Origin of the sequence: Frankia sp. CeD (genome assembly GCF_000732115.1) — a bacterium.
GTDB lineage: Bacteria > Actinomycetota > Actinomycetes > Frankiales > Frankiaceae > Frankia > Frankia casuarinae.
The window spans coordinates 1-7,694 of record NZ_JPGU01000076.1; the positions used below are offsets into that span (position 1 = coordinate 1).

Sequence of the window (7,694 nt, forward strand, 5' to 3'; positions counted from 1 at the left end):
GCCGTAGGCGTTCTTGCGGGTCACGACCGGGCGGCGCGGGGCGCGCTCCGCGGCGTTGTTGTCAAGATCTACCATGGGGTAGTCGCGGTGCGCGACGACCCCGTCCCACTCGCGTTCGAGGGTGGCGAGGGCGTCCTTCGCCGCGGGCTGTAGCCCTGGGGAGGCCTGCTGCTCGCGGCGGGCGGTGTCGATCGCCTCGATCGCGCCGTCCCAGGCGGTGTAGGCCTCGGCCAGCCGGGTGTCGGCGTCGGGGCCGGGGGTGTCGCGCGCTCGCGCCCACGCCGTGGCCAGTTCCCGGTGGGCTGTGTAGAGCGCGCGGAACCGGTCGAGCCAGGCCTTCTCCCAGTACTCCAGCTGGACCGGGTTCGACAGCCTCGCCCGCNGGAAGTAGCGGCGAAGGTGGGCGACGCAGTAGAGGTTGACGAGGCCGGCGCAGCGGCGGCCGACGGAGACGTAGACCGGGTGCCGGTAAGAAACCTGTCACCAGGTGCAAACGCGGATGATCTTGTGTTGGCTGGTCACGTGTCGCGTTGCGGGCGCGGTTCCTGGTCAGCCGTGGCTTCGGTGGTCGGCCGAGGGCGCCGTCCTACGATGGTGTGGTGACCGACACTGTGGGTGGCCGTGCGGCGTTTCAGGTTCTGGTCCTGCCCTACCGGCAGACCGGGCAGGGCACGGAGTACGCCTTGTTCCGGCGTGCTGATGCCGCCTATTGGCAGGGTGTCGCCGGTGGTGGTGAGGCGGGTGAGTCCCCGGCGCAGGCAGCCCGGCGGGNAANCGCCGAGGNGGNCGGNCTGGTCGGCGAACGTGAGTTCATCGTGTTGGACGCGCGGGCCACGATCCCCGTCGTCTACGTCACCGGGGAGTTCACCTGGGGGCCGGACGTGCTGGTGATCCCGGAGTACGCGTTCGGTGTCCGTGCGGAGGACGCCGAGGTGACGTTGTCGGACGAGCACACCGAGTTCGGCTGGTTCGGCCTCGACGACGCGGTGAAGGTCGTGCAGTGGGATTCCAACCGCACCGCTCTGTGGGAGCTGGACCATCGGCTACGCCACGGCATCGGTCACCGCGCCGCCTGAGCGACCAGGTCCGTGACCCCGCGGCCGAGCACTGTCGGGGTGTCCGTTCCCGACTCGCAGCGGGCGGCTGCGACCGACTTCGCGCACTCACGTAGTCGTCGACGATGCCCCCGCGCGTGGTCCGCGGTGAGGCGTGCGTGTTCGTGGGGATCGTCGAGGAGACCGTCGGGGAGACGCGCGGCGGTCAGAGCCGTGGTGCCCTGCCGGGTGTCCAGCCTCCGCCAGACCGCTGGTCTCGCCTCGCGGAACGCCATGTCGATGAACGCTGTGACCGGCCCGCCGGCGGCGCGTGCCACCGTGAACGCCGCTGCGACCGTGGCGGCGGGCAGGTAGGTACGGTTCTCCTCGTCGGCGAGGGTGCCGGTGGCACGGGTGAGGTCGCGGAGGGCGGGGAACAGGGCGATCGTGGGCGCGCGCAGCCCGATCGTGGTCGGTAGGGCGTGGACCTGGACCGGGCCGGCGGGGTTGAGGAACGCCAGCGAGTTCGCGACCAGTGCCACCGGCCCGGCGACGCCGGTCAGCAGGTGGAGCAGGGCGGTTGTCTTGCCGCTGCCTCGCCCGCCGAGCAGGCACACCGCGCCCGTCGGGGTCAGCACGCTCGCCGCGTGTAACGGGATCCGGGGGTCGAGGAAGAACCGCGCAGGATTGAACGCTTAGCGCCGTCCGGGGCTCACGAGTCGCCGGGCAGGAGTTCGACGGCGCGCAGGCGGTCGGCCTCGGTGGGCTTGGTGTAAACGCGCGTGGTGTCAGTGCGCGCGTGGCCGAGGAGCTCGGCGACCAGGNCGAGGTCGGCGCCGCGGCGGAGCATGGCGGTCGCGAAGGTGTGCCGCAGGACGTGCGGGGTCAGGTCGTCGATCCCGACGGAGCGGCCGAGGTCGGCGACGACCTGGTCGACGGTGCGGGTCGACAGGCGGCGGCCGTAGCGGTTGAGGAACAGCGCCGGGTCGGCCTCGGCGTTCGGCCAGGCGGCCCGGGCGGGTTTCCAGTCGGTCAGCGCCCGGCGGGCCCGGGGGTTGGCCGGGATGGTGCGCGGCTTGCCGCCGTCGCGGCCCTTGCCGGCCCGGACGTGGACGGCTCCGGTGCGGGCGGTGACGGGCACGTCGTCGAGGTCGAGGGCGACGAGCTCGGCGCAGCGCACGCCGGTGTTGTAGAGCAGCTCGATGATCGTGCGGTCGCGTAGCNAGGGCAGCCGTTCGGCGGCGCGCAGCACGCGGCGGGCCTCGTCGTCGGTCAGGGCGCGAGGGGCCTGCTCGGGAAGGTCGGCGCGGTCGACGACGGCGCGGCCGAGGTGGCGCCAGGTGAAGAAGTGGTCGAGCGCGGTCAGGTGCGCGTTGATGGTCGCGGGCCGCTTCTTCGCGACCGTGAGCAGGTGGGCCCGGTAGTCGCGGACGGCGAAGTCGCGGGCGTGCGCGTCGGACAGCGGGTCGGCGCCGGTGGGGTCCGCGGCGGCGCCGTCGGTGTCGAGCCAGCGCAGGAACCCGGCGACCCGGGAGGCGTAGGCGCGCCGGGAGTGCTCGGCGAGCCGGACGTGGTCGAGCTCGGCGCGGTAGGCGGCGAACAGCTCGGCGTACCGGTCGGGCGGGCGTTCGCCGCCGCGCCGGCCGCGGCCGGTGGGTGGTGCGGTGGCGCTGGTCGTCACCGACCACGTCCTCTCGGGGTAGCGGCGGTTCAGGCGTGCGGCTGATGGTCCGGGTCGTAGTCGGTTCGCGGTCCCACCACGATGTCGTCCTCGGTGGTGGCCGGGCCGGCGACGTGGCACCGGCAGCGTGCGATGACGCAGCCGTACCGGCCGTGGTCGTCCACGGGGTGGTCGCACCAGGGATCGACGCAGCGCTCGGCGGTCTCGAGTTCGGCGGCCCGGTCCAGGAACCGGCCGGCAGCCTCGGGCTGGCGGGTGGCCTCGGCGCGGAGCCAGGCGATGAGCTCCTCGGTGGTCGCGGGCGGAGCGACGTCGGTGGTCATGGGTTCTCCGGTCGGCCAGGCGGCGCAGGTCCTGCGGGGTCTGCCGGACGCCTCGGTGCACTGTGTGGTGACCTCGCCGCCGTACTTCGGGTTGCGTGACTACGGCGAGCCCGGCCAGATCGGCCTGGAGCCCACGCCCGCGGCCTACGTCGCCCGGCTCGCCGAGGTGTTCACGGAGGTTCGCCGGGTGCTGCACCCGGACGGGACGTGCTGGCTGAACCTGGGCGACAGCTACGCGGGCAAGGCCAACGGCGGCCCGTCGGTGGGCCTGACACGCCGCGCCGACCGGGCCGAGCTGATTCCGCCGCGGCGGAACACCACCGCGGCCGCGCCCTACAAGAGCCTGCTCGGTATCCCCTGGAGGGTCGCGTTCGCGTTGCAGGACGCCGGCTGGACGGTCCGCAACGCGATCGTGTGGGCCAAGACGAACGCGATGCCGGAGTCGGTGACCGACCGGTTCGCCTCGCGTACCGAGACGCTGTTCCTGCTGACCCGCTCGGCGCGCTACCACTTCGACCTCGACCCCGTCCGGGAGACACCGGTCGACCCGACCGGCGGTGCTGAGTGGGCCCAGCGCAGGAAGCAGGGTGTGCCCGGCCGGCGGGGCCGCAACCCCNAGTCGTCGGTGACGGCCGCCGACCGCGACTTCGCCGCCCACCAAGCCGGCCGTAATCCGGGCGACGTCTGGCAGATCCCGGTCGCCAACTTCCCCGGCGCGCACTTCGCCGTGTTCCCGCCCGAGATCCCGCGGCGGGCGATCCTGACCGGCTGCCCGCCCGGCGGGGTCGTGCTCGACCCGTTCTCCGGGTCGGCGACCACCGGCATGGTCGCGCTGCAGCTCGGCCGCCGCTACGTCGGGATCGATCTCAACCCCGACTATCACCGCCTCGCGCTCCGTACCCGGCTGCTGGAGCGGCCGCTGCCCGGTATCGACCAGCCGGCCTCCTGACCAGGCCCACGCGGCTCGATCGGCGCCGTTGATCAGCGGTAGTAGGACATGTCGACCGTCATCGTCAGCCGCAGCTGCGGCGGTAGCTTGTCGCCGTCGTCGTCATAGCGCAGGTCCGCGAAGCCGAAGCCGAGGATCACCGCGTAGAGATGGTCGTTCATCCAGTCGCCGGCGGCGTGCAGCAGGTCGGACTCCTCGCTGCCGTAGAAGCTGACGACCTGGGTGGCGGAGCCTTCGTGGGCGATCTCGACCCGCACCGGGCCGTGGAAGGTTCGTGTGCGCCCGGTCGGGCGGCCAATCCGAGGCACCGCCGTGTCCTGCCCCGCTGGCCGGTCGCCATCCTCGGTCATGACTCCTCCTGATCGTTCTCGCCCGGGTCACGCAGAGGGCGCAGACCCGTGCCGGTGGGCGGGGCGGCGAAGGCGTAGCGGCCGAGCATGTTGATGTGCCGGTCGGCCAGCGGGGACAGCCGGGCGACGTCGAGGTCGTGCACGTCGTGGCCTGCGGTGCGCAGTGCGGTGAGGGCGGCGTCGAGGTAGCGGGTGTTCCACAGCACGACACCGACGCGGGCGAGGTTGACCCGGTGCCGGGCAATGGCGTTCAGCGGCCCGTAGTCGCCCTCGGCGTCGCCGGGCAGGGTGGCACGCCACAGTCGCTGGTCGGACAGGTCCGCGATCCGCGGGGAGAACCGGTAGCCGAGCAGGCGGAACAGGCCGAAGACGATGTCGGAGTAGCTGGCGGTGTCGGTCGCGACCATCTCCGGCTTCGGCCCGGCGTCGAGGGTGAGCAGCGTGTCCAGGATGTAGAGCGAGTCACGGACAGTGCCGGGCACGACGACCGCGCCGATCCCTGCGACCTGGTCGTTGACCGCGTTCAGCCAGGTCACGCCGCGTTTGAGCCCGAAGTAGCGGGGGCTGGGTCCTGCGTTGATCGTGCGGACCGGGACGACGAACCGCAGTCTGTCGACGGAGGCGACCAGCCCCCCGCCCCATGCCTGGGCGAGCCCGATCTGTGCCTGGGCGGTGATCAGAGCCGCGTTCGCCGCGGCGTGGGTGTCGGCGCGCAGGTAGTTCTGGTCGACGTGGGAGAGCCGGTCGCGGCTCAGCGCCGGCTCGCTCGGCTTGGTCACCGGGGTCAGCCCGACGTTGCATGCCTCGGCGACCAGCAGCGCTGCGAGGGAGATGTGCAGGTTCTCCATCCGGCTGCCCGACCCGCCCAGATGGGTGTAGGCGCCGAGGAACCCGGTCCAGGCGTGCACCTCCAGCAGCAGATCGGGCAGGTCGACACGGGGCAGCATCGCCGCGGTTGTCGCCCGCAGCGCGACCAGGCTGTCCGGTTCCCCGAGCGCCTCCAGCCGGCTCACGGCCAGGCGCATCCGCCCGTCGGCCGCCGGCTCGACCCGCACCGGGCTGTCCGGTCCGGCCTCGGCGAGCCGGTCGACGGTCTGGCGCCACGCGGCGTCCAACGAGCCGGCGAGCTCACGCAGGTGGGTCTCGACCGGGGCGGCCAGGCCGAGACCGGCGAGCACCTCGCCGCGGACCCGATCCCATCCCTCGCCGGCGAGCAGCCGGGCCCGCGGGTCAGACCATCGCTGCGAACGCACGGCGAACACGTCGCGCCGGCGCAGCGCCCGATGCAGCTGCTCCAGCACGCACAGCACGTAGCCGTCGCGGTCGACCGTGCCAGCCGGCAACGTCGGGTTGGCCAGCACCGCGCGCCGCCACACCGGCGGCACCAGATCGATGTCGACCTCGTCCGGGCGGATCCGGCGACGGCCGACCAGGTTCGGCAGTAGCCGGACCGCGTCGAGGACCGGCTGGCCGTCGCCGGTCGCTGCCAGCGGCAGCGCCTCGGCGAGCAGGAGGAGAAAAGGGCGGACCGTGCCGTAACGGCGGGCCAGCTCGGCGCGCATCACCGTCTCCAGGCCGGCGTCGCCGGGCACCAGCTCCTCGACCAGAGCGGCGGCCTCCAGCACCCGTTCCCGCGGCGCGACCTGCTCCACGACCGCCCAGGCTGCGGCGACGTCGAGCGCCTCGCCGGCCGTGCCGGCCAGCAGGCCCAGCAGCGCGGACGCCGCGCCGGCGAGGGTGACCGACGCCTTCTCCAGCTTCGGCAGGACGGCGAGGCGTTCCTGCTGCGCGGCGCGACGCGCCGGGTTGAGCAGCCGGGTGGCCATCAGCACGTCGAACAGGTCCAGGGCGTCGTCGACCGCCGCCGCTTCCAGACCGCGCACCGTCGCCAGCAGGGTCGCGGTACGCCGCGGCTCGGCGAGCTCGCGTAGCAGCGGCGCCTTGGCCGCCAGGCCGTAGCGGGCCAGCGTCGCCAGCCGGTTCGCTGGCACCCCCGACACATCCGCCGCGCCGGCGCCCACCACGATGACCTCGCCGGCCCGTGACAGCNCCCGCNCCAANCCCGNCCCCGNCGNCCGCGTCGNCCCCCGCCGCAGCCGCTCCAGCTCGCTTACCCGGGCACCCGGCGCCACCTCGAGGAGACTGCGCAGCCGTCCGGCCAACTGCGGATCGGCCTGCTCAGCCGCGACGGCGAGCTCCTGGTGCACCCGGTCGGTGGCCTCGCTGCGCACGGAGACCACCAGACGGGCCAGAACACTCACCCCTGGCAACAGCACCCGGCTACGGCGCAGCCACGCCGTGGCCTGACCGAACAGCGCCACCGGACCCTCTGCCTGCGTCCACGCCCGGCTCGCCAGGAACGCCCGCAGCTCCGTGGCTGCCTGCGGGTCGGCGAAGTCCCGGTAGCCGTAGACCGACCGGATCTCCCGAGCATGCTCATGCTGCGTCGGCAGCCGCTCGGTGTACCGCTTCACCACCGACGAGTCCGCAACGTCCAGCTGGCCCGCGAGATAGTCCACCACCACCCACGGCACCTCCAGCGGATCGCTCAGGAACGTCCCAAGGAACCGCACCGTGCCCAGCTGAACGGCGAACCCCAGACGCGAGTGCTCGCCCCGGCGCCGGACGACGAGCTCCCGGTCGGCGTCATCCAGAAAGAAGAACCGCTCCAACTCAGCCCGCACAGGTTCACCATCGAACCGCCCGTACGCCGCAACCTGCTCATCCGTCAGGAACTCCACCGGCACACACAGATCATCGACCCGGCGACCGCCAGCGACCGAACCGCCCTAACCGTTATCGGTGGGGCCGCGGTGAGTTCCCCGTCTCCGGGGGAGGCTGCGGCCGACGCCTGCCATCCTGTCCAGGGGGTGTCCTCTCCGGGGGAGGGAAAGCCCGCCGTATGATCTTCGCCGCGTCCGGCCGGGCAATACGCTCTCGAAGAGCTCCGTGTGTAGCGGTGTCGTGCACGACGCGGCCGGGAAACTCGGTCGTGTTGATGACGATGATGCGTCCGGTCTGGCCGCTTTGCTCAAGAACGGCGAGCCGGTGGCTGCTCGCCGGCGTTGTCGTTGTCGATCCATTCTGGTCGCGGAAGGCACTCGACAGCCCGGCGCGGGTGACCCAATGGCGGCCAAGAGTGTCGCGGCCGGCCTCTACGTCCAGGGTGACCCGCAAAGTCTGTTTGTGCAGGTAGACGGTGTGAGACGGGGTGCGGGGGGCTGGGGCCGGTGGTGGTGTGAGGATCCGGGCCCGGCTGCTGTTTCGTCGCTGTGAGTAGCGCGTGTGAGGGTGGGTTCCGGCGCCGGCGGAAACGCCACCGATGACGTTCTGTGACAGCCGGTGGGGTGGGTGGGG

General features: G+C 72.7%; 7 protein-coding genes and 1 pseudogene. 2 read left to right on the forward strand and 6 right to left on the reverse strand.

Going from position 1 to position 7,694, the window contains the following annotated elements; translation table 11 throughout:
* Positions 1-444 (reverse strand): annotated as a pseudogene (locus CED_RS23150) (transposase); the annotation flags it as partial.
* Between the two features lie 155 nt (positions 445-599).
* Here CED_RS23150 and CED_RS20530 point away from each other — a divergent pair.
* Positions 600-1,076, forward strand: a complete 477-nt coding sequence (locus CED_RS20530) for an NUDIX domain-containing protein (protein ID WP_235187222.1) — start codon at positions 600-602, stop codon at positions 1,074-1,076.
* On the opposite strand, the gene CED_RS20535 is transcribed toward CED_RS20530, so the two are convergent.
* The 3 genes from CED_RS20535 to CED_RS24045 form a co-directional block, all read right to left on the reverse strand.
* Positions 1,061-1,672 (reverse strand): hypothetical protein, encoded by a 612-nt coding sequence (locus CED_RS20535; RefSeq protein ID WP_011436755.1) that lies wholly within the window; start codon positions 1,670-1,672, stop codon positions 1,061-1,063. The two genes, CED_RS20530 and CED_RS20535, sit on opposite strands and share 16 nt — an antisense overlap.
* 74 nt (positions 1,673-1,746) lie before the next feature.
* Positions 1,747-2,715 (reverse strand): tyrosine-type recombinase/integrase, encoded by a 969-nt coding sequence (locus tag CED_RS20540; protein WP_051868973.1) that lies wholly within the window; start codon positions 2,713-2,715, stop codon positions 1,747-1,749.
* Positions 2,716-2,744: 29 nt separating this feature from the next.
* A complete protein-coding gene (locus tag CED_RS24045; protein WP_023840315.1) occupies positions 2,745-3,038 on the reverse strand; it encodes a hypothetical protein in 294 nt (97 codons plus the stop codon).
* On the opposite strand from CED_RS24045, the gene CED_RS20550 reads away from it, so the two are divergent.
* Positions 3,037-3,987: a site-specific DNA-methyltransferase gene (locus CED_RS20550; RefSeq protein ID WP_035733520.1), complete on the forward strand. Its 951-nt coding sequence runs from the start codon at positions 3,037-3,039 to the stop codon at positions 3,985-3,987. The two genes, CED_RS24045 and CED_RS20550, sit on opposite strands and share 2 nt — an antisense overlap.
* 32 nt (positions 3,988-4,019) lie before the next feature.
* Here CED_RS20550 and CED_RS20555 read toward each other — a convergent pair whose 3' ends face one another.
* Positions 4,020-4,337, reverse strand: a complete 318-nt coding sequence (locus CED_RS20555) for a hypothetical protein (protein WP_011436758.1) — start codon at positions 4,335-4,337, stop codon at positions 4,020-4,022.
* Positions 4,334-7,084 carry a Tn3 family transposase gene (locus CED_RS20560; protein WP_035913452.1) on the reverse strand — a complete coding sequence of 917 codons (2,751 nt, stop codon included), beginning with the start codon at positions 7,082-7,084 and terminating at the stop codon, positions 4,334-4,336. The genes CED_RS20555 and CED_RS20560 overlap by 4 nt, the downstream gene beginning before the upstream one ends.
* Positions 7,085-7,694: the final 610 nt, after the last annotated feature.

Coding starts and splice junctions, on each gene's coding strand:
- CED_RS24045 (WP_023840315.1), bottom strand. CDS start 3,038: ATGACCACCGACGTCGCTCCGCCCGCGACCACCGAGGAGCTCATCGCC.
- CED_RS20555 (WP_011436758.1), bottom strand. CDS start 4,337: ATGACCGAGGATGGCGACCGGCCAGCGGGGCAGGACACGGCGGTGCCT.